At 37.1% G+C, this 18,119-nt stretch carries 24 protein-coding genes; 12 read left to right on the top strand and 12 right to left on the bottom strand.

All coding sequences use genetic code 11. From position 1 onward, the window contains the following. Positions 1 to 182 precede the first annotated feature (182 nt). From MHI04_RS09970 to MHI04_RS09945, 6 genes are all read right to left on the bottom strand, one after another. Positions 183 to 419, bottom strand: a complete 237-nt coding sequence (locus MHI04_RS09970; RefSeq protein WP_342535641.1) for a hypothetical protein — start codon at positions 417 to 419, stop codon at positions 183 to 185. A gap of 399 nt (positions 420 to 818) precedes the next feature. Continuing rightward, positions 819 to 2,105 carry an ATP-binding protein gene (locus MHI04_RS09965; RefSeq protein ID WP_342535640.1) on the bottom strand — a complete coding sequence of 429 codons (1,287 nt, stop codon included), beginning with the start codon at positions 2,103 to 2,105 and terminating at the stop codon, positions 819 to 821. After that, positions 2,098 to 3,018, bottom strand: a complete 921-nt coding sequence (locus MHI04_RS09960; protein WP_101966612.1) for a tetratricopeptide repeat protein — start codon at positions 3,016 to 3,018, stop codon at positions 2,098 to 2,100. The genes MHI04_RS09965 and MHI04_RS09960 overlap by 8 nt, the downstream gene beginning before the upstream one ends. A 19-nt stretch (positions 3,019 to 3,037) precedes the next feature. Further along, a complete protein-coding gene (locus MHI04_RS09955) occupies positions 3,038 to 3,487 on the bottom strand; it encodes a hypothetical protein (protein ID WP_101966611.1) in 450 nt (149 codons plus the stop codon). Between the two features lie 37 nt (positions 3,488 to 3,524). Further along, positions 3,525 to 4,406, bottom strand: a complete 882-nt coding sequence (locus MHI04_RS09950) for a bacterial transcriptional activator domain-containing protein (protein ID WP_101966610.1) — start codon at positions 4,404 to 4,406, stop codon at positions 3,525 to 3,527. Positions 4,407 to 4,411: 5 nt separating this feature from the next. After that, a complete protein-coding gene (locus MHI04_RS09945; RefSeq protein ID WP_342535639.1) occupies positions 4,412 to 4,858 on the bottom strand; it encodes a hypothetical protein in 447 nt (148 codons plus the stop codon). A gap of 663 nt (positions 4,859 to 5,521) precedes the next feature. Between MHI04_RS09945 and MHI04_RS09940 the strand changes: the two genes are divergently transcribed. The 3 genes from MHI04_RS09940 to MHI04_RS09930 all read left to right on the top strand — a co-directional run bounded on the left by MHI04_RS09940 (position 5,522) and on the right by MHI04_RS09930 (position 8,424). Next, positions 5,522 to 6,457 (top strand): bile acid:sodium symporter family protein, encoded by a 936-nt coding sequence (locus MHI04_RS09940; RefSeq protein WP_342535638.1) that lies wholly within the window; start codon positions 5,522 to 5,524, stop codon positions 6,455 to 6,457. A gap of 77 nt (positions 6,458 to 6,534) precedes the next feature. Beyond that, positions 6,535 to 7,182: a pentapeptide repeat-containing protein gene (locus MHI04_RS09935; protein ID WP_342535637.1), complete on the top strand. Its 648-nt coding sequence runs from the start codon at positions 6,535 to 6,537 to the stop codon at positions 7,180 to 7,182. Between the two features lie 1,068 nt (positions 7,183 to 8,250). Continuing rightward, positions 8,251 to 8,424, top strand: a complete 174-nt coding sequence (locus MHI04_RS09930; protein ID WP_186436082.1) for a hypothetical protein — start codon at positions 8,251 to 8,253, stop codon at positions 8,422 to 8,424. A gap of 418 nt (positions 8,425 to 8,842) precedes the next feature. Here the strand turns inward: MHI04_RS09930 and MHI04_RS09925 are convergent, their stop codons facing one another. Continuing rightward, positions 8,843 to 9,814, bottom strand: a complete 972-nt coding sequence (locus MHI04_RS09925; RefSeq protein WP_082673665.1) for an arsenic resistance protein — start codon at positions 9,812 to 9,814, stop codon at positions 8,843 to 8,845. Positions 9,815 to 9,968: 154 nt separating this feature from the next. Between MHI04_RS09925 and MHI04_RS09920 the strand changes: the two genes are divergently transcribed. From MHI04_RS09920 to MHI04_RS09905, 4 genes are all read left to right on the top strand, one after another. After that, positions 9,969 to 10,247, top strand: a complete 279-nt coding sequence (locus tag MHI04_RS09920) for a DinB family protein (RefSeq protein WP_080717072.1) — start codon at positions 9,969 to 9,971, stop codon at positions 10,245 to 10,247. A 142-nt stretch (positions 10,248 to 10,389) separates the two neighbouring features. Further along, complete coding sequence (locus tag MHI04_RS09915) at positions 10,390 to 10,572, top strand: hypothetical protein (RefSeq protein ID WP_036122686.1); 183 nt, start codon at positions 10,390 to 10,392, stop codon at positions 10,570 to 10,572. A gap of 213 nt (positions 10,573 to 10,785) precedes the next feature. Continuing rightward, positions 10,786 to 11,658 carry a DMT family transporter gene (locus tag MHI04_RS09910; protein ID WP_342503861.1) on the top strand — a complete coding sequence of 291 codons (873 nt, stop codon included), beginning with the start codon at positions 10,786 to 10,788 and terminating at the stop codon, positions 11,656 to 11,658. 97 nt (positions 11,659 to 11,755) lie between these two features. Further along, positions 11,756 to 11,980: a hypothetical protein gene (locus tag MHI04_RS09905; protein WP_101966608.1), complete on the top strand. Its 225-nt coding sequence runs from the start codon at positions 11,756 to 11,758 to the stop codon at positions 11,978 to 11,980. 318 nt (positions 11,981 to 12,298) lie between these two features. Here the strand turns inward: MHI04_RS09905 and MHI04_RS09900 are convergent, their stop codons facing one another. The 5 genes from MHI04_RS09900 to MHI04_RS09880 form a co-directional block, all read right to left on the bottom strand. Then, a complete protein-coding gene (locus MHI04_RS09900) occupies positions 12,299 to 12,508 on the bottom strand; it encodes a hypothetical protein (RefSeq protein ID WP_342535634.1) in 210 nt (69 codons plus the stop codon). A gap of 25 nt (positions 12,509 to 12,533) precedes the next feature. After that, positions 12,534 to 13,085, bottom strand: coding sequence for a DUF1697 domain-containing protein (locus MHI04_RS09895; RefSeq protein ID WP_036122698.1), 552 nt, complete (start codon positions 13,083 to 13,085; stop codon positions 12,534 to 12,536). Positions 13,086 to 13,179: 94 nt separating this feature from the next. Next, entirely contained in the window at positions 13,180 to 14,217 is a 1,038-nt protein-coding gene (locus MHI04_RS09890) for a low specificity L-threonine aldolase (RefSeq protein ID WP_342535632.1), read from the bottom strand. A gap of 532 nt (positions 14,218 to 14,749) precedes the next feature. Then, positions 14,750 to 14,968: a hypothetical protein gene (locus tag MHI04_RS09885; RefSeq protein ID WP_342535631.1), complete on the bottom strand. Its 219-nt coding sequence runs from the start codon at positions 14,966 to 14,968 to the stop codon at positions 14,750 to 14,752. A 229-nt stretch (positions 14,969 to 15,197) separates the two neighbouring features. Continuing rightward, entirely contained in the window at positions 15,198 to 15,380 is a 183-nt protein-coding gene (locus MHI04_RS09880; RefSeq protein ID WP_342535768.1) for a hypothetical protein, read from the bottom strand. 430 nt (positions 15,381 to 15,810) lie between these two features. On the opposite strand from MHI04_RS09880, the gene MHI04_RS09875 reads away from it, so the two are divergent. The 5 genes from MHI04_RS09875 (at position 15,811) to MHI04_RS09855 (ending at position 17,868) form a co-directional block, all read left to right on the top strand. Then, complete coding sequence (locus MHI04_RS09875) at positions 15,811 to 16,431, top strand: hypothetical protein (RefSeq protein ID WP_271913563.1); 621 nt, start codon at positions 15,811 to 15,813, stop codon at positions 16,429 to 16,431. A gap of 151 nt (positions 16,432 to 16,582) precedes the next feature. Then, entirely contained in the window at positions 16,583 to 17,290 is a 708-nt protein-coding gene (locus tag MHI04_RS09870) for a DNA alkylation repair protein (protein WP_342535630.1), read from the top strand. A 94-nt stretch (positions 17,291 to 17,384) separates the two neighbouring features. Further along, complete coding sequence (locus MHI04_RS09865) at positions 17,385 to 17,594, top strand: hypothetical protein (protein ID WP_342535788.1); 210 nt, start codon at positions 17,385 to 17,387, stop codon at positions 17,592 to 17,594. Then, positions 17,537 to 17,740 (top strand): DUF2975 domain-containing protein, encoded by a 204-nt coding sequence (locus MHI04_RS09860; RefSeq protein ID WP_342535629.1) that lies wholly within the window; start codon positions 17,537 to 17,539, stop codon positions 17,738 to 17,740. The genes MHI04_RS09865 and MHI04_RS09860 overlap by 58 nt, the downstream gene beginning before the upstream one ends. Beyond that, a complete protein-coding gene (locus MHI04_RS09855; protein WP_342535628.1) occupies positions 17,659 to 17,868 on the top strand; it encodes a DUF2975 domain-containing protein in 210 nt (69 codons plus the stop codon). Before MHI04_RS09860 ends, MHI04_RS09855 begins: the two co-directional genes overlap by 82 nt. Positions 17,869 to 18,119: the final 251 nt, after the last annotated feature.

Genomic DNA, 18,119 nt, shown 5'->3' with positions numbered 1-18,119 from the left:
TGTTTTTATTATGAATATTACATTAGCAAGGTCTAGGAATTGGATTCAAATGGCGAGTCGAACTATATGCATTTATTAACTTCGAATTAACTCCCATACCTTCTTCCTTAAAAATGTTCATACTAGATTTGCATAATTCTTATATTAAAAAGTTATTCCCCCATTCAAAATGTTCTTTTATTTTACCCCGATTTTTCGTTACCACGCTTAAAATTACCCGTAATTTTAGCTAACAATAACTGGATTTCCTTTGTTTGACCCTCCACTTTATGAATTTTTGCTAGAAGATGCTCAGCCTCGTTCTCCTTCACAATTTTAATTTGTTTACCTTTATAATAAATAACAATAGTCCCTTTTTTTGTGATTTGATAAGTAAATGGTTCTTCGTTCAGCCTATTTCGTTTATCTATCCCGCTCACAACTCCACCCCGAATTCTTTCATTCAACGAAACTCTACGTTGATTTAAATTAAACCTTTAACACAAACCCTTTTGGTTTACTATCAAATAGCAGCAACTGAGCAATCTTTATTAATAGATAAGTTCCTCTCTGCTTGTTTTTGCCAGTAAACTTAAAAGACCATCCTTATTATCTATGGATAAGACATATCAATAAAGCTTACGTTCCTCATAATAATTAAATTAATTATTTCATCTGTAACGTATGGCTTTAAAGATTTATCCATGACAGAAAATTATATTTTCATGTGTAAATAAACCTTCTAAACATACATTTTGTCAAACAATGAATGTTTAGAAGGCTTATGTTAAGAGGATTTATGTTTAGTGAAATGGTCTCAAAAATGAGCGAGTGCCCACTTATATATAACGTGCATGGGCTCGGAGATATTTTTCCACGTCATTGTACAACCCTGATTGGTTTGCGTATTTGACATAATTTTTTGCTGTACGCAGCCAATCTAATGTAGAAGGCTGAAGTTCTTGTAGTGCCATTACTAAATCATCGGTAGTAATCGGCCTTTCATTACCTGAAAGTAATATTTCTTCTAGCACATATTCAGTAGCTAATTCCACTACATTAGCTATATCAGCACCTGAGAAAAATGGCGTTTTGGCTGCTAATACGGCTGTATCAACATTTTCAACTAATCTTCCCTTTAATTTCAAATTAAAAATTTGCTCTCTTGCTTTTTCATCTGGTGGCGCTACAAAGATGAGCCGATCAAATCTACCAGGTCTTTTTAGAGCGCTATCAACATCCCATGGTGTATTGGTAGCAGCCATCACCAGAACCTCATCATTGTTTGTATCCACACCTTCCATCTCGGTTAGAAACGTATCGATTATGCCACGAACATGGGAGGACGTTTGTGAACGACTCATGCCAATGGTATCTACTTCATCAAAAAACAGAATGCTGGGCTTTTGGAAACGAGCTTTATCAAATATAGCTTTTAAATTCTGTTCACTTACACCTATATAGGGATCTAAGATATCGGTAATATGAACGGGATAAAAATTAGCCTTACATTCTCCCGCTGTCGCTTTAGCGATATAGGTTTTCCCACAGCCAGGTGGTCCATAAAGAAGAACGCCACCCCCGACTTTTTTACGGAACTTTGCAAACAATCCCTTGTTATAAAATGGACTAATAATACGTAAGTTAATCGTTTTTTTTAAATCCTCAAGACCAGCAACATCCGCAAAGGTCACTGTTTCATCGATTTTTTTTATAGCCTTTTTAGGTGCATCTCCATCAATCACCCTAAACTTCGGTTCAAGGTTTTTTACTTTTCTATCTTCTAACTGTATGTCAGGAATGTTATCTTGATTATCCAGTTCCACCTCTGTTACTGTGTCTAGACACTTATCTACGATAGCTAATTCAGCCTTGTCTTCATCGTCAATTCCAGCTGGGCTAGCATCCTTCGGAGAGTGTTGAATTTGTAAACTAGCCTTTGTTAATTCCTGAATGATGTCATTTCGTAGCTCATCGTCTGAGCAAAAAGAAAGACCCAATGAATAAGTTTGAACCGCTTCAAGCCAACGATGCTGATCAGCTAGTTCTTTGCCAAGCCATAAATACCCTTGTGGATCATTAGCATTTTGATCTACCATTTGTTGTAACCATTTTATTTTATCCATTTTTGTTTCTCCATATTTTTATTAATTTTACAAGAGGAAGTGAAATCCATGTATATAGTACGAATACAAAGAAGCATTGTATAAATAGAATTGCTGCGCTATTAAATTCTAGAACTATTAATGAAAAGTAAATGACAATTCCAATCAGCCAGGCAACAGCAAGGCCGCCCACACGTTCAATGAGGCGATTAGGTGCTAAGAGTGGGTGTCCCAATTCAAAACCCCCTAATTCAAAAAACTCTAAAAAAGATAATGTACTTTTATTCTCAGGATTAAGCAAAAAGGCCTGTCTAAAGTATTCTTGTGCTTCCTTTTCTTTAATATGAAGGAATGCGTGATTACCTAAAATTACTAGTTTATTTAATTCACTATCATTTGAGTTCATATATTGTTCCAATGCGAGGACTTGCTGTTTTTTAGGGCTAGTCACCCCCTCTATAATAAAATGTTTACGTACTACATAACCATCTTCAGGAGCTAGTTCTCGTGCTTTATTAATTAATCGTCTTGCTTTTATTCGATGACCCATTATTTTCATTAGAATCGCATAATCAGCCAGGACTCCTTCATTGTTTGGATTAAATCGTAATGATTCGAGAAAAGCTTCCTCAGCCTTTTTCCAACGCTTTGTTTCCAAATAAACATGTCCAAGACCAAAGTAAACAGATTCTTCACTATACCCTAAACGCAGGGCTTCCTTCAATTGCTCTTCAGATTGATCATATTCTTTCATAGCCAAATGACTTAAACCCAGTATATACCATAATCGACTGTTTTCAATATGTTCATCCAACTTCTCCTGGACAAGTTCAATGGTTTGTGCATACTTCTCTATTTTAAAATAATATTCTATTACTTCAAATGATGACTCTTCATAATTTTCATTTACTTCAGTATCTTCATAGTTAACCATTCTGTAATAAAGCTCCTTTTTAAAGTGCTAATAAGAATGCCATAGCGAGGTATTCTATAAACCCAGCAATCATACATGCTAGAAAGCCAGGCTTCCATAAGGACTCAGTTTGTCCACCAACAGCTAGATGATCTTTATAGGGCTTATTTAAAAAGGCGAAAAAAATAAAATAGCCCGCCACTGCAATAATTCGTCCAAAAATCTTAATGTGGTTTTCATCAATCGCTAGGATTCCTTGTCCAATGGCATAAACCATGATTAGTTTTCCTATAATTAGTAAACCACTAAGAATCGTTAATATACGGATATATTTTTTTTCAAGCTTTAACCACTTAGCATTTTGCATACCTAATACTACAATGGCAAAAATTCCACCAAAAAAAGCGACGAAAAATAAATTGTTTACAACATAACTTCGTGTTCGTTCCTCATTTTCGTTTAGTATACTAGGTTGATAAATATGTTCCATTATTCCTTAGTTGTCTCCTTTTCAATTTTTTCCTTCCTTATTTAAGGCTCTTCCATTTTCTTAAGCCTTTTACAATGGGAATAGATATAAAATAATAAAGTGTGAAAAAAATAGAAAAGCGAAGTAGGTGATTGACAAAGTTATCATTGGAAATAAGCTTGTCAAGAAGGATACATAGTATAATCCATATCATTAATACAAAGCCAATGCCGCCTAATCGCTCTACTATACGATTGGGAAGCAAAAGTGGGTGCGTGTTAATTTCCAATTCCTCTAAGTTCGATAAAATTCTTTTATCCTCAGGTTTTATTACAAAGGCTTGGCGATAATATTCTCTAGCTTCCTTAAATCGATTATGAAAGTCAGCACTCCAGCCAAGATGAATTAACTTTGCGAACTCACTATCTGTCGAATTCATATAAAGTGCTAGTGCATTATTGTGCTTTTCCTTTTTTGCAGTCATTTCGGTAAGTGAATAGAGCTGTAAAACGACTGTGCTGTTAGGATCTAATGCTAGAGCTTTTTCTAATAATAAACTGCCTTTTTTTCTATGACCCGTCATTTTCATCAAAATAGCATACGCTGAATAAACATCCGCATCATTTGGATTATTATGTACTGCTTCCAAAAAAGATTCTTCTGCTTTTTGCCACTGTTCCGTTGCCATATAGATACGGCCTAAAAAATAGTAAATGACGCCCTTATCATATCCAAACTGAAATGCTCTATGAAATGGCTCTAACGCCTCTTCATATTGACCTATGGCATAATGACTGACAGCTAGTTTATACCATAATTCCTTATTTTCCATATCTTCAGCCATTCTCTGCTTCACTAAGGGAATAACATTTGTGTACTTTCCAATCGCAAAATAATGTTCAATAAGAGCCATAGGTATATTTTCTTTTTCACTGTTCATGCACATTAATTCCTTCCTTCATAAGCTAGGACACCTTCTCTAAGAAAACCATCTATAAAGATGGAAAGTAAACAATAGATAATCCCTGACCAGTACAAGGATTGTGTTCCCCCCACAAATACTAAATGTTCTTTATAAGGCCTTTTTAGAATAATGAAAAAGATAAAATAACTTACCCCAGCAAGTAATCGATTGATAAGTACATCCATTTCTGCGGACAAAGGAAGGCAAGCATAGCAGATGATAGTAGCTGTATTGAGAATTATACTGATTACTATCAGTAGTCTGATGTAATGCTTCTCTAGTTTGAGTGCTTTGGCATTTATGAACCCAACGATCGTAATGGCAAGTAGACCGCCAATAACGGCAACGATGACTAAATTATGTATGATAAAGCTTTTTGTCTTGCTAACTTTCTTACCAGTTAAGCTTGATGTATAAAGTGAATGCAAGTATACATCAGCTCCTTCTATTTATTACATATCCCTTTGACATTTTGTATTATACATTTATTTATTAATATTGGAAACTATTTCTTTAAATGTATAATTTCCTACTTAGGTGTAAAAGATTGCAGTGTTTTTTACTATACTTAAATGGCAATAAGATCAGATGGAGCAAAATGATATCCCTGCTTTATTGAATTGAAATAAGGAAAACATATGGTGGTTTATATATCTTGGAGCTTCATCGTGAGGATCATAAAATCGGGCTAGGGAACGCGTGTGATAAAAAACAAAAGAGAAAAGCAACAAATGATTTTATCAAATTAGAAGATTTACTAAAGATAGCAAAAGAAATCCCTTCATATTTCCCCTACCTTGCTATCCAAATGCGGTTCACAATACTTCTTCTCTTCGCTTTTCAACTTTTCATGGCAAACCAATTCATCAACACATCCACATTTTGATGTCAAAAAGGCAAAGATTTGTTATTTAAGAAATGGCTTTTCTATTGTCAGTGAATCCCCAATTGATGGACAGGGCCGCCCCTACCCCATAAACGTTAGTCATCGGCAGTATTCCTTCTGCTTTTTTTGCTACAAATACTCCTACTATTCCATGATTACTATTATAATAATGTGATAAAATCAGATAAAAAAAGAAGGTCTTTGTATGTTAGAAAAATTAAATAGATTTCTCCAAAAATACATAGCGCTCCTGACACCATTAAGTTTAATTGTAGGTGTGTTCTTAGAAAGTGTTGGACATCATTTATTATTCCTTGTGTCATGGCTATTTGCATTCATGACATTCTCAGGAAGCTTATCCATGAAATTTAAAGATGTAAAGATTTTTACCAAGCATCCTACACTCATTTTATTCTCCATCATTTTTCTTCATCTCTTGATGCCTTTATGGGCTTATTTTTTAGCCACCGTTATTTTCGATGACCATTTGTTGACGGTTGGCTTTGTCTTAGCTGTCGCCCTCCCAACAGGTGTAACCAGTGTGATTTGGATTAATATTTGTAGAGGCAATTTACCGTTAGGCTTATCGATTATTTTAATTGATACATTACTCGCTCCATTCATTCTTCCCTTCATACTCTATATCGTGTCGGGTGAAAAAATTGAATTGGATGTAGCCTCACTGATTGTGAATTTATTGCTGATGATTGTGTTACCTACGATTTTAGGCATATTGGTGAATGAGCTTTCCAAGGGCGAAATACCTAAAAAGTATGGCAAGAAGCTGGCTCCTTTTTCAAAGCTATGTTTATTTGCGGTCATCATGATTAACAGTAGTGCAATCTCACCCTATTTAAAAAATATAAACTTACAACTATTTTTCGTCATACTTTTAGTGTTCTTGCTTGCTGTGTCAGGCTATGCTTTTGCTTATCTAATTGGTCGGACGCTTTTAAAAGACGCTCCTCAAATGGCGACCTTTGTCTTTACGGGCGGTATGAGAAATATAGCTGTCGGGGTCATTGTTGCCACAACATACTTTCCAGGTAAAGTCGCTATGCCTGTTGTGTTCGGTATGCTCTTTCAACAGGTGCTAGCTTCTGTTTTTAGTAAGTTGGTGACAAAAAGCTCCGTTGTATAGACGGTGTTTTTATTTTAGATTTACATTTATACTAAATAGGAAAATCTTTTTATTTTACATTTGAAGGGTGTGCTGATATGTCATTCCATTTCCAAATTACATCACCAAAAATACCTACTAATCTTAAAAAGGTAAATTTTCAGGATATTTTTTATGATGAAGAACCGTATTTAACAAATGGCATGATTGCTGATACGGTCATTGATCACGAAGAAGTTGAACGATTCATTGTATCTAAAGTTATGTTTAAAAATGTCACATTCATCAATTGTACCTTTAAAAAAATTGATCTAACGGATGTCATTTTTGAAAACTGTGATTTGTCTAACTCAAACTTAAGTGAAGGCATCATTCATAGAGTGGCTTTTAAAAACTGTAAATTATTAGGGTTGAATTTTACTGAAGCTAATCTTGGCAATGTTTCATTTGAAAATTGTATTGCAAACTTATGCAATTTCCCTGAAGTGCGTTTCAAACAAGTATTATTTGATAACACCTCCCTACAGGGTGCAAATTATTATGATTGTTTACTAAATAAAGTAGCGTTTCATGAAAGTGATTTAAATGATGTTGATTTTTCTCAAACTTCCTTAAAAGGGATAGACATCAGTACATGTAAATTTAAAAGACTGCAAGTAACGCCTGAAAGTTTAAATGGCTGTGAAGTATCTTCTGAACAAGCGATAGGCTTTGCTTCATTACTAGGATTGAAGGTTAAATACTAGTTTGAGGGCTTAAAAGTTTAAGAAAAAAATAAAGCGCTTATCCTTTTTTATGGATAGCGCTCATTTTTGCAATTTGTAAAGCTTCTATTTTATCGTCTTTTAGCATTCTTTCCTTCCCTTTACAGGCTATCCGCCTAATTTGCGGGGCTATCCCCCACTTTGAGCGTTCTATCCGTTACTTTTTTAGTTTTATCCGCTACTTTTTTAGTTTTATCCTGCACTTTTAGCATTCTTTCCTTCTATTTGAGGGCTATCCTCCACTTTGAGTATTCTATCCGTTACTTTTTTAGTTTTATCCGCTACTTTTTTAATTCTATCCTGCACTTTCGGAATTCTATCCTTCTATTTAGGGCTATCCTCCACTTTGAACGTTTTATCCGCTATTTTTTTAGTTCTATCCTGCACTTTTAGAATTCTTTCCTTCTATTTGAGGGCTATCCCTCACTTTGAGCGTTCTATCCGCTACTTTTCCAGTTCTATCCTGCACTTTTAGAATTCTTTCCTCCTATTTGAGGGCTATCCTCCACTTTGAGCGTTCTATCCGCTACTTCTTTAGTTTTATCCTGCACTTTTAGAATTCTTTCCTTCTATTTGAGGGCTATCCCACACTTTGAGCGTTCTATCCGCTACTTTTTTAGATTTATCCTGCACTTTTAGAATGCTGTTATAAAAGAAACTGCAAGAAGTTACCTTGCAACAATTGAATTGCCTGAAAATCAATATGCCTATCAATTTTTAGCCGGATTTGGTCATAAAGTGAAGATTATAAAGCCAAAGAGTTTTATTGCGAAATATGTAAACTTTTTGGAAGGAACAGTAAAGCTTTATAAATAAAGTGTTCATAGATTTTCTACTCCAGAAATGTGCCCTTTCGTTGAAAAAATGCATCTACTTTGAATCCAAGTTGAATGATTGTCATGATCGTTTCTCAATAACTTTTAGAAATTGATTTAACATGATGCTTTATTGATAATCCATAGAGGATAACACCTAGGAAGAAATGATATAGATTACTTTTAATTTATTCGACTCAGCCATATACTTAAGTAACTAAAAGGAGGTTAGAAAATGAAACATAATTCTTTGCATCAATGGCAAAAAGAACATAATAAACGGGTCAAAGATTTCCATAAAAATCACGCATTAACAATAGAAATTGGCGAGAATGGAAATGGGTTGTTAGCTAGGTGGGAAAGATTTCTATACAACAAGGGAAAAGCTCTTTTTAAAGCTGTCAAATAATTTTTCAGCTGTTCTTTTTTATGGAAAACGACAAATTGGTTTGTAAGGCTTGTGGTGATGATTCTTTTACAACCGGTCAAGTTGGTGATGCTAGTTAAACCTATTGGACCCTATTTGGCAGGATCCCCATTTATTTTTCGCTTTTGTAAGGATCGTGGAGAAGTAGCTTCCATTAAAGTTGCAAAACCCCAAGCTGTAGCGTGTCACAACACTACAGCTTTTGCGGCATTCAATACTCCATCTGGCAAAGCCCACTGTTTTTCCTTCTACTACAGCGAAAACTTGATATGTACTTGCATTAAATACTTTATTTGAAGAATTGTTCATTATGTTTCTTCCACTCTACAGATTGATAAACCTTTTTTATCCTTACCATTTCTAGAGAGACACGGTTGTATAGACGGTGTTTTACTGCCTACTATTCTCTGTTTCTCCATATCAAATGAGGCACTGCCTTCATATAGATTAATTCTCCAACTAACTCCACCATCGTTTGTGTCACGATTACTGCTGCGGCGATAGTTGCCCATGATGCTGGTAAAGCTAGTGCTAAAGGAAGAACAACAAGAGAGTTCCTTGTTCCCATACTAAAGATAAGTGCTCTCCCTGCTCCTGTATCCAATTTGAATGTCAATCCGATCAATCGGGAAACCACGGGCATGATAATTAAAAATAAAATATAGATGGGCATGACACGTACAATGACATCGAAATCACTGTAGACCTTGCCAATTTGGGACGCAACGACCACAATTAATACAAGTGCCATAAACGGTACTGGCAACCATGCTGTACTCTCTAAAACTTTTTCACCTCGTTCGTTCTTTTTAGCCCATAACTGTGTAATAACGGCAATAATCAACGGTAGCACGATTAATAATAGAAATGCTTCTAAAAAGGGGTCTACTTGAACGATTCCTACCATCTCTTCCCCTATAAATAACCATAGATACAAAGGAAGCAACATCATTTGTACGACAAACAATATTGGCGTGGCAGCTAACATTAATTTCTCATTGCCCTTCCCTAATTGCGTAAAGACGATGACATAATCAATACACGGTGTCAATAAAACCAAACAAACGCCTAATAAAACAGGGGCTGATTGTGGAAACAATGCTGTTAAGATCCAAACAATCATTGGGACTGCAATGAAATTCCCAACTAATAAAGCACCCATAAATTTAAGATTTGCAATAGCTTCACGTAGCTTTAAAAATGGAATTTGAGCAAACATGCCGTACATTAAAATCGCTATTAATGGTGAGATCATCCAGTCTAAAGCAGCTCCGAATTCTTCATTTGTGAAACCTAATAGCCCACCGATCATTAAAGAAAAAACATAAATCCAAATTTGATGGTTTTCTAGCTGTTCCCTCGTCATACTCACTGCTTACTCCTCCTAATTGATGATCCGTCTTCCTCTACGGGAAGAAACCTTCCATCAGTATAACATGACAGATTGCTGTTCTACTTTTCTGAAAACAATCTATAAGCATATGACCAACATGCTATACTATTCAATAAAAGGGAATATAAAGGAGATGATGGAAGCTAAGACCATCTTGTTAGATCAATTACTAGCGAATACCAATGATCGTAGGTGGTATCTCTCATTCTCTGAAGCAGTGGATGGACTATCTGAAAAAGAAGCATTTTGGAAGCCAGATGCTACTAGCCATAGCATTGCTGAAATTGTCCAACATCTCATTTATTGGAATGAAAGGTATAAGGAAAATCAAGTTCATGCCAGTGTACCCATCAATGGTAATGCGGATACTTTTCTAGTTAGAGATGAGGACACTCTCTTGGCATTATGTTAAACATATTACTCCACTGGCAGGAGGAGCAGCTACTGTCAATTGTCAATGGCTATCCAGTGCAGGCTGAATGGTGGGCCATCATATCGCTTATATTCGTAAAATGGAAAAATAGGAAGCAGGTAAAGACAATGGAGGTGATTTTTTGACTGATAAGAATAAAGTAATACTTAGCTCGGTTAGTGCTTTGGCATTATGGACATTAGGAGCCTACAGAATCTTTACAAATAACTTAGTAGCGATGTCCATGCTAGTTGCCTATATGTTCTTGATTGGTGGAATGATTGGCTTTTTTTGTAGTGTTGTAAAGTTGTCTAGAATGGCTTGAATTATGCGTTACTTTTTTTAATAATCATAATCGCCACTATGAAAATAATGACGATTTCCTTATACTTATAAAAAATGACAAGAGGATGGTGTAATAAATATGATGTTTGCTCCATTATTTGAACAGGACGTACCAGCAATCCTTCTTCCTTAACGGTAGAAGCGCTTTTTCTCCGTTAAGGGCATAGGTATCTATGAAAACGGAGGAAAAAACATGAGAAATAAAAGTATCGGCGCCATCTTTTTATCGCTTGCTGCGAGTATTTGGGGCGCCATGTATGTAGTAGTTAAAGTAGTGGTGGAGGTTGTGCCACCATTGGAGCTTGTTTGGATTCGTTATTTGATTGCGGTGATTGCACTCGGTATTATCGGCATCGTGATGAAGCAATCTTGGACAATCGCTAAAAAAGATTGGTTGATTATTTTTCTTGTTGGTCTCATCGGGAATACGATTTCGATTGTCACGCAAGAAATGGGGACAATGCTCTCCACTGCTCAAATGGGGGCGATGATTACTGCTACAACCCCTGCTTTTATGGTTGTCTTCGCTCGTTTCATTTTGCAGGAAAACATTACGATTAAAAAATGCTTGTCCATCGTCCTCGCGACCATTGGCGTTGGGATCATTGTGGGCAACGGCCAAATCGATATTACACAGCAATTAGGTGGATTCTACTTACTAGTCGCTGCTTTAACGTGGGCATTCATGTCGGCATTAGTAAAAAAAGTGCCTAGCCATTACTCACAAATTGTCGTGACAACCTACTCATCTATAGTAGCTGTGATTTTGTTGACACCTTTTATCCTGCCAAGATTAAAGGATTTGGCGCTAACAACTATTTTGCAGCCAACGATTTCAGGGGGCTTGCTTTACTTAGGCATTGTTTCTACAGCGGGTGGCTTTTTATTGTGGAATAAAGGGCTTCAATTAATGAATGCGTCAAGTGGCGGCTTATTTTTTTTCTTCCAGCCCATTGTTGGCACATTTTTAGGCTGGCTCTTATTAGGAGAGACGATAGGACTGTCCTTTTGGCTAGGCTCCCTGTTCATATTGAGTGGTGTTTTTATCGTCATTCGAGATGAATAAATGGACGTGCGTTTCTATTTTATATAGGGAAGCACTTTTTATGTTGACATCTGGACACTATCTTGGCTAGTCATGTTGACAATTGTAGGCTCATATATTGCAAAAGCCTAAAGGAGCTGATACTGTGATTACCTTTTTCGATAACTTAAAGGATCTCGCTTTGTTAGTCATATTAATTGCCAGTATGGTATATCGTCGACAGCTAAAATTAACGAAATGGCAAGGAACACTAACAATTGGTGAATGGACCATGTATATCATGCTTTCAATTGCTTTGCCTCTTTATGCGGTACTTTATATTGCTTTTATTTTGGGCACATAGCAAAAAAACATCCTATGCTAATCGCTTCAGCAAACCATAACATCTTTGGTCGCATTGCTTGGAGGAAATTACTGCACATCGAGTCCTATTTTTATAAAACGTTCAAGTGATGATGAAGCAGTAATTGCATAAATTGATTTAGACTTAAACATTTCTATACAGGAAATAAAGAGTTATGCTATAATACATGAGAATACTCAAAGGGTATCAACCAATTCTGAACTGTAGCGATTAACTTCGCTGCAGGTTTTTTTATATGTTGACGAGTTGAAAAAAAGAGAGCAATCATTTAAAAGAAAATGAAAGGGCTCTCTTGTTTTATGTTTCTTTATCTTTTTTCCCCCATTGATAGGGCTTATTTGACCAATTCCACATGAGAATCAACAGATAGATGAAGAACATTAGGCCGATCATCGTCATGACATTTTCTCCCCATGTAATCGATTCTTGTTTTCTCCATTGATTGATCGTTCTCACAATGAAATAAGCACAAGGATAGATAAAATAACTTATTTGGTCTCGTCTCAATCTTACACCTCTATTATCCGTCTTCTTACTGGTCAATCATCGTCACAAGCTTGTTCATCGTTTTCCAATTGCGCACCGTTGCAGGTATCTCCAGCTTGTGTAGCTGTTGACCCAGCTTGGCATTGCGGATGCTCTCGTAAAATAACAGATAAACGTCTCTGCCCTTGATGAGACAACGCTCTTTTTCACTTTCGTAGGCTAATAACTTCGCACCATTCACTTCAGTGGGTGCAACTGGTAGCATGGCGACATGGAGACTTTCCCCTGTAGCTGTGGTACTTGCCTCAGCCATATCTTGCTCTGAAAACGGACAATTATGGACGATTGATTGCAGTTCTTCGGCTGTTCTGATTATCACGATACTTGTGATATGGAAAACTGTTTGAATGGTTGCTTGTATTTGCTGTTGTAGGTATACCTCAGACTCACTTGATTCAAACAGGATATTGCCGCTTTGAATATATGTCCGAATATTTTGTAATCCCAGCGGTATAAGCGCTTCTCTTAATTCAGCCATTTTCAATTTATTGTGTCCACCTACATTAATGCCTCTTAAAAATGCTATATATTTCGTCATGCCATTTCACCTTTCCTTTCATCCTCTAGTATAGCAACCTCTAGGGAATAATAGGAAAAAACTACACCCTTTTATTCCAGGTGCAGTTCACTGATTAGGCTAATTGGTGAATGTCCTCTATCAAGCGATCTACTTGTTCCTTTTTTGTGGCCCAGCTTGTGCAAAAGCGCACAACGGTATGGTTGTCATCAAAGGTTTCCCAAGTAGAGAAGGAATATTTATCAGCCAATGCCGTCAGCATGTCGTTTGGTAAAATCGGAAACTGCTGATTGGTTTTCGAATCATAGCGCAATGCAAAGCCTTTGTCGATAAACGCCTGTCGAATTAGCATCGCCATGTCTACAGCATGATGAGAAATAGCCATATAAAGGTCTTCTTCAAATAGGGTTTCAAACTGAATGCCTAATAAACGTCCCTTAGCAAGCAGCCCTCCTCTTTGCTTCATCATGTAGCGAAAATCCCTTTGGTACGCAGGATTCACTATTACGACCGCTTCGCCAAATAATGCGCCCATTTTCGTGCCACCAATATAAAAAACATCACAAAGCTTCGCAATCTCTGCTAAGGATAAATCGCTATCTTGCGCTACAAGCCCGTATCCTAGTCGCGCCCCATCTAAAAATAGCGGTAAGCCACATTCTCGACAAACCTCACTTAAAGCCGTTAATTCCGCCTTGCTATACGTCGTGCCATTTTCTGTAGGATGAGATATGTACACTAAGCCCGGCTGCACCATATGCTCATGCGTGCTATCCTGCCAATGAGCCTCATAGCATGCTTTCACCTGTGCCGCCGTTATTTTGCCATCCTCGCTCGGCAATGTCAGCACTTTATGACCAGTGGCTTCAATTGCACCTGTTTCATGCACCGCAATATGTCCCGTATGCGCGGCAATGACTCCCTGATGAGGACGCAAAATAGACGAGATAACAATTGTATTCGTTTGCGTACCACCGACTAAAAAGTGAATATCTGCTTGTTCTGCTGCAATCGCTTTTTTAATATAAGCTCTAGCTGTTTCCGAATGCTTATCCATACCATAGCCAGGTGTTTGCTCCTCATTTGTCGTCACTAATCGTTGCAAAATCTGTGGATGTGCGCCTTCTGCATAATCATTTTCGAATCGTATCATATTGAGTCCCTCCAAAATTCTCTCTATCTATTACTCTATCTTACGCCATATTGCCCCATCTTCGCCATTTGTTTGTTCTTATGATAGGGTGATGCTTCTCATTGTGATGTCCCTTTGTTCGTCCCAAATGAATCGTCATTTTATCAGCATTCACCGATGATTCTGCACAATTAATAGAGATTGTAGAAACAAATGCTCCGAATATTGACTATTTACTGGCTCCTCTATCATTCATACCGCGTCCTGTGTAAACATCAAGTACTCCTTTAGTACTATCGCTCCGAGTGTCAATTTGGCTAACTAGATGATTGATGCAGAAACAAGACATTTAAGATAACCTTACATATGAATAAAGCTGGAGACCAGTTTACTACCGGTTTCCAGCTTTTTTGTGGTGGATGCTTATGCTCCGATTTTGAGACGCTTCCTGACAATTCGGTTATTTTATAACACGCTTTTGGCTGCGTATCCTTGTGATTTTGTCTTTGAGCGGAATTACAAGGAAATATAGCAAATTACCTAAACCATTCGTTCATTCCCCTGATGAGCCACATGATGAATCGCTAGTGGATGCGCTATAATCAGCACAATGATGGCTTTCCTGTGAGGAAATCTGTGCATCATTTGTTAGAAAATCGTTTGTTGGGTGACTATGGTGTGACTGTTCGCTCGATTTATTGTACGGTTGATTGAGCATACTGACTATACCGACGACAACGATGATCCCAACAAACAAGATAAATAAAATCATTTATATCAACTCCTCTCAACCATTTTATAAATTATACCATTTATTGTTATTGTTTACAGTGTACTATGAATTGTTTCTGAATTTCCTTTATTGCTAATGTGTTTTGTAGAAAGGTATCGATCTTATGTATTGTATGTAATGATGGTATCGATTCTCTTTGGCATTGGTCTAATGGCCGTGAAATGAAGGATAACATAACACCACAATCACGATGATTGTGGTGTCAGTATTATGATTGCGATTTACGTATTGCAGATTTTTTCGAGCGAGTACCTTCGTTCGAATTTTTCTTTTGCTCTTGTGTTAAAGCATTTTCTTCACGCACATCTAAATCATCTGGACTTAAATCTGTCGCTAATTCTGCCAACTCTGACTGACGTTTATATTGCTTGCCCTTCGACAAAATGATCACCTCCAAGTAGTCTTACATTGCCCTATTTGGTTTGATCTATTCCCAGTACAGTATGAAATGATTATTTCTAGCTAAACTAATTTCACTGTCTGCTGGTTCAAAAGATGGTCATACAGTTGCTCATATAATTTATGGTAGGTCGCAAGGCTATGCTGCTTGGTATAGCACAATTAAGAATCCATGCGGTTTGCTCAAATTGACTATTCCTTTCATGTTCTTCAATGAGCATCGATAGAAGGTGTTCTTGGCGGTACATTTCTTTTATAGAATGTTGTTTTTTCATTGTAAAGATATCAATTGTACGAGAAAGCGATGCCTAGTAGAATTCTTTTCATTGATAACTTTTAACACGCCAGAAAATCATATACAGTCCCCCTTTCCAATATAATCTATAACATGTCATTGATAAGGAAAGAAGGGCGATGGAATGATGACGATTATCACAAAGCCATCCATTGGCTTAACCCAATTTACAGACTTCACGATGAAGGGAAGTACAGCCAAGACGAAGTTTGTGAAAGATATTAAATATCAGGGAGATTATCATCCAATTAAAGATTATTGGAAGGCATTACGCGATGGTTTAAAAAAATACCATGAACAGGGTTTGCCTGACAATTATTTACTCGATATGATTGATAATGCCCTCCCTGCACGTCAGAAAAATTATCAGGATGTCGTAAAAGCCTATTTAAAATTTTTAAAAAACAAAAATGTTCAGTGGTTTGCACCAGGTAAGGCTAATTGGTATAGTGATGCATTAACGGTGCGTTCCAATCCTGAACTTGGTTTAATCATCGACGATATCCCCTACTTGATTAAGCTGTATTTCAAAGGTAAAAATGAGCGCATTGATAAATATAAATGCCAATCTGCCTTAACCCTCCTGAAAAACTCTCACTACGAAATAGAACACCCTGACACTATTAAACATGCCATTTTAAACGTGCAAAAAGGTCGCCTGCTGACTGAAGATCAATCGACGGACGATCATCGAATTGCGCTGGAATCCGATGCAGCTCAATTTATGTTTATATGGAATAGGCTCTAACCTCTTCAACCAAGCTAAATCTCCCAAAAGGCATTCATCTAACATAAAATCATTATTGTTAGGCGATTTTATCTGTATCCTCCATGACAAATGAGCGTTTGTTATAGGATAATGGGCTTGTGTCTATTAAAGGTAAAGGAAGTGCTACTGGATGAATGCAGAAATGGTGATGCAGGAGCTAGAGGCTCTAGGCAAGGAACGGACGAAAAAAATGTATCTGTCAAATGGTGCACAGGAGCCACTTTTTGGTGTGGCAACGGGAGCCATGAAGCCTATTGCGAAGAAAATCAAAATCAATCAGGCTCTAGCAGAAGAACTTTATGCTACAGGTAACTATGATGCGATGTATTTTGCAGGCGTTATTGCTGATCCCAAAGCAATGACTGTGGAAGATTTTGATCGTTGGATGGATGCGGCTTATTTTTATATGCTGTCTGATTATGTTGTAGCGGTCACGTTAGCGGAAGCCCCTATTGCACAGGAGGTGGCGGATGCATGGATTGCCAGCGGTGAGGAGCTAAGAATGTCAGCGGGCTGGAGCTGCTATTGCTGGCTTTTAGGAAATCGCAAGGATAGCGAATTTTCTATGAGCAAATTAGCCGACATGCTAGAAGTGGTAAAAAATACAATTCATGATGCACCAGCACGCACGAAATCTGGGATGAATAATTTTCTATACACAGTGGCCATTTCCTATGTGCCACTTCATGAGCAAGCCATTGAAACGGCACAGGCGATTGGTCCAGTGGAAATGAAAAGAGACAACAAAAAAAACACTACGCTAAATGCTTATGAAACGATTCAAAAGGAAGTAGAGCGAGGCAGACTTGGTTTTAAACGAAAATATGTAAGATGTTAAACATCGTGTCTAATAAGACATCCCTCCCACAAGGATGGATGTCTTTTTTAGATAGAAAACAATGAATTTTAAAATCAAGGTAACCAATGATTGAATGAAACAGAAACAAAGGGCAACCATTTTCTTAAAAATTGTCACTATTCTGCTAGGTATTTCTACTTTAGCTTTAGGGCTATTTTGGTTACCTGACATGGCTAATCGAGACGCAGTAGCACATCTCGAATCTGCTTATTTGTCCTATCTTTTGTGTCTGCTCTATGTGTTCCCTACTACAGTGCGTTATATCAAGCTTATCGTCTCTTAATCAACATCAACCAGCATAAAGCGTTCTCGGCATCGTCTGTAAAGGCTTTGAGAACTATCAAATATTGTGTACATTCACGATTGTTCTCTTTCTTGCACTGGGCATTGCAGCATCTATCATCATGTTTACTGACAAGGAAGACATAACTGGCATTATGATGCTGGCACTCATTTGCATCTTTACCTCAAGCAGCATTGCGATGTTTGCAGCTATTCTGCATCAACTATTACAAATAACCGTTGAGCTACAATACGAAAATGAATTAACGGTCTAATCCATTACGATTCGGCATAATCGCTTACGCTGCATCTACATTTTTTCGAGTTGCTCGAAAACCATTGCCATCCGTCAGAGGCACAGGATATTGATTTGCCATAAGAAATGGTTTTATTGGGTTTCAACACCCGCTGAAGCAAAATAAATTGGCACTAACAACTTTTAATTGTTAGTGCCAATTTATCGCCTATACACGTAGCTACTACTTCCGCTGTTTCGAAAGTTCTTCGTAAAGGGCTTCATTTTATA

It is taken from the genome of Lysinibacillus sp. FSL K6-1151, assembly GCF_038630755.1.
GTDB lineage: Bacteria > Bacillota > Bacilli > Bacillales_A > Planococcaceae > Lysinibacillus > Lysinibacillus fusiformis_D.
This window is presented reverse-complemented; position numbering and strand designations above follow the sequence as displayed.